The sequence below is a fragment of the Microcystis sp. LEGE 00066 genome (assembly GCF_015207925.1).
Lineage (GTDB): Bacteria > Cyanobacteriota > Cyanobacteriia > Cyanobacteriales > Microcystaceae > Microcystis > Microcystis ichthyoblabe_A.
In genome coordinates this window covers 1-2,582 of the sequence record NZ_JADEVX010000317.1, presented here as the reverse complement: position 1 = coordinate 2,582, position 2,582 = coordinate 1, and the positions used below count along the sequence as shown (strand labels likewise).

The following is a 2,582-nucleotide window of genomic DNA, read 5'->3' as shown; positions in this document are numbered from 1 at the left end:
GTTCTATGTTAAGATGTTGGGAGCTTCGTTTTTGGGTCTGATTTGTTTTTGTTAATGATCAGACAGTACCTGATGAGCCTTTCTTTGTCAACTCTTGAGGTTGATGCGTTTCATTTTTGAATTGGCGTTGTCTTTGAGTAAAAAATGCAAGTTATAACCGTGCAAAGTATAACGCCGTTTCCTGACTGCGGACAGAACCCTGAAGCCATTCTAACCGCCTATCGCTTGCTACTCCCAGCAACAGCAAAGAGAAAATACTCCCCCGCAAAATAGCTTTCATCATCCGATTAACCCCTCAATATCGAAATAAATAAGAGATGATAGAATTTTAACATCTCCTTTTTCACTCGAATCATCCTAAACAGTTTGTCATGACTGATCCCGACAATTCCTCAGAATTTAATCCTCTCGGTAAACTAATTAGTGTATTGGTTTTATTAGCCGCTGCTCTTTACTTTACCGGCTGGATTTATCGCTGGGCATACTTTAGCTTTTTTCATCTCGAAGTTACGACTCTGAGTCTTCCTAACGAATCCTTTTATTTTGCCGCTTTTCAAACATTTTTTGGAGACCTTTGGGCAATTCCTAGAAAAATCCTATTTTTATTGGTGATTATAGGTGCTACTGTCATCACCTTTGCCGGACAAAGATGGCTGATAAAATATCTGAAAAGATTACCGATTGCTTTGAGTAAATCCCAAGCTAAGATCGTTAATTTTTTATCATCCCTATTGAACGAATTTATTATCGTTATTTTTGTACTGATGGCTCTTTTTTGGCTGGCAACCTGGCAAGCAAAAGACGATGCTTGGAAAGATGCTGTTAATGAAACTTCTTCTTTACCGATTGTCACGATTGTTATGCCTCAAGATGCCAGTTTAGGACGAAAACTTAATAATCCTTTAGAAAGTCGTTCCACAAAAACTAACCTACCTAATTTTAGGATTATCGGCGATCTTCAATCCTACAAACGTTTATTAGATAACGAACTTAACGATATTAGTAACCCTGATAAACCGAGAATTTGGCGACTGTTGCTCAAAGGCAATGGTTATTCCTATATTTTCCCAGCGTTACCAAAAAAAGAAACTAAATTAACCTTTCCAGTTGTGATGGTTTATGAAAGAGATAATGGCGTTCAATTGACAATTCTTAATTCTTCCCTCTCCCAACCCTAGCATCTAAAACATAGAATGTATTCTATGTTAGTCGAGCGCCTAACGGACGATAAATTACATAGCGAGGACACAGTAGCGGCTCTTGTAGGGTGCGTTAGTAATAGCATAACGCACCAATTTTCCTGAGATGGTGCGTTACGGCGCGATCATAGTTTAATTATTAACAAATCTCCTTTAAATACGCGCAAACACGCACCCTACAAGCTGATTTAAGAGAAGTAGAATCTTTTATTTAGTCAATAGTTAACATATAATTGAGTTAAGATATTCTCATTCAACGATTTTCCCTATGGCACAAGCTCAGGAACCGAACGATAAAAATTATGAAGTGGAGCGTCAATTGAGGAGTCTTAATCGGCGCCTAGAGCGTCTGGAAGATACCCAAGTGACAGGAAGAGAGCTAAACCGGAGTTTTGATCGGATCTATGAGGAAATTGATCATCTTGAAGATAAAGTTGATCGGCTTCAATCGAATTTTGAAGAGTTTCGTGATGAGATTAACCAAAAATTAGATACGATTTTACAACATATTACGGGCATCAATTAAATTGCGATCAACCGATTAACAGCGGCTCTTGTAGGGTGCGTTACGCTATCACTAACGCACCCATTTTATTAAGATGGTGCGTTACGGCGCGATCATAAGTACCTAAGCAAAATTAATTACACATTTCGATAAAACTTTTGCCTATTGCCTATTGCCTATTGCATGAGTGCCTATCCTAACCAAGAAATCAATTTTGCGCGACTACTTAGTTTAATTATTAACAAATCCCCTTTAAATACGCGCCTAACACACCCTACAAGCTCAATTTTTTCAAAAAAAATCGACCCGCCTAGCGGCGGGAAAAAGAGAAAAATTGAAAAAAGTAAAAAAGGGTAAAAAGAAAATAAGGGTTACAGAGTCCTCCCAGTACCGCTCACCACCCGAAAACCGATGTCGACGCCATCGTTGCCGGGGTAGTACCTGCGATATACGAGACGGATGGCAGAACGACAGCCATTAGGGTAGTTGACCCAAGAACCGCCGCGCCGACACTTAGAATGATAACGATTATCACTATTAGAACTCTTGCAAATTAATTATATGTTATAATGATGGGTTAACTAATTTTCCCAAAAAAAATAGTTAATCAGTACATTCGTCCTGAATGAAAACTTGAAGTTTAACTTTTAACTCAAAACTCTTTAGAGCTGCTTTAATTTGGTTATCAAAACCTCTTTATTTAAGCGGCACAAACTATCTCAATTATAAAAATTGAGAATAAATTCTCCTTGACTTGATTAATCTTTAGGCAACTTTTAAGAAGCTGCTATACCTATCCCTAACTCACAGTTATAAATAGCCGCTAACCAGTTAACTCTTAAACTAGATCTGCGACGACGATTCCTATATTTACAGGA

The 2,582-nt window shown here is 38.0% G+C and carries 2 protein-coding genes and 1 pseudogene; 2 read left to right on the top strand and 1 reads right to left on the bottom strand.

Annotated elements, in window-relative coordinates:
• Window positions 1–371 precede the first annotated feature (371 nt).
• Window positions 372–1,178: a hypothetical protein gene (locus tag IQ224_RS23015; protein ID WP_002743401.1), complete on the top strand. Its 807-nt coding sequence runs from the start codon at window positions 372–374 to the stop codon at window positions 1,176–1,178.
• Window positions 1,179–1,467: 289 nt separating this feature from the next.
• Entirely contained in the window at window positions 1,468–1,725 is a 258-nt protein-coding gene (locus IQ224_RS23010; protein WP_002743400.1) for a hypothetical protein, read from the top strand.
• 755 nt (window positions 1,726–2,480) lie between these two features.
• On the opposite strand, the pseudogene IQ224_RS23005 reads toward IQ224_RS23010, so the two are convergent.
• A pseudogene (locus IQ224_RS23005) lies at window positions 2,481–2,582 on the bottom strand (IS5/IS1182 family transposase); the annotation flags it as partial.

Coding starts and splice junctions, on each gene's coding strand:
- IQ224_RS23015 (WP_002743401.1), top strand. CDS start 372: ATGACTGATCCCGACAATTCCTCAGAATTTAATCCTCTCGGTAAACTA.
- IQ224_RS23010 (WP_002743400.1), top strand. CDS start 1,468: ATGGCACAAGCTCAGGAACCGAACGATAAAAATTATGAAGTGGAGCGT.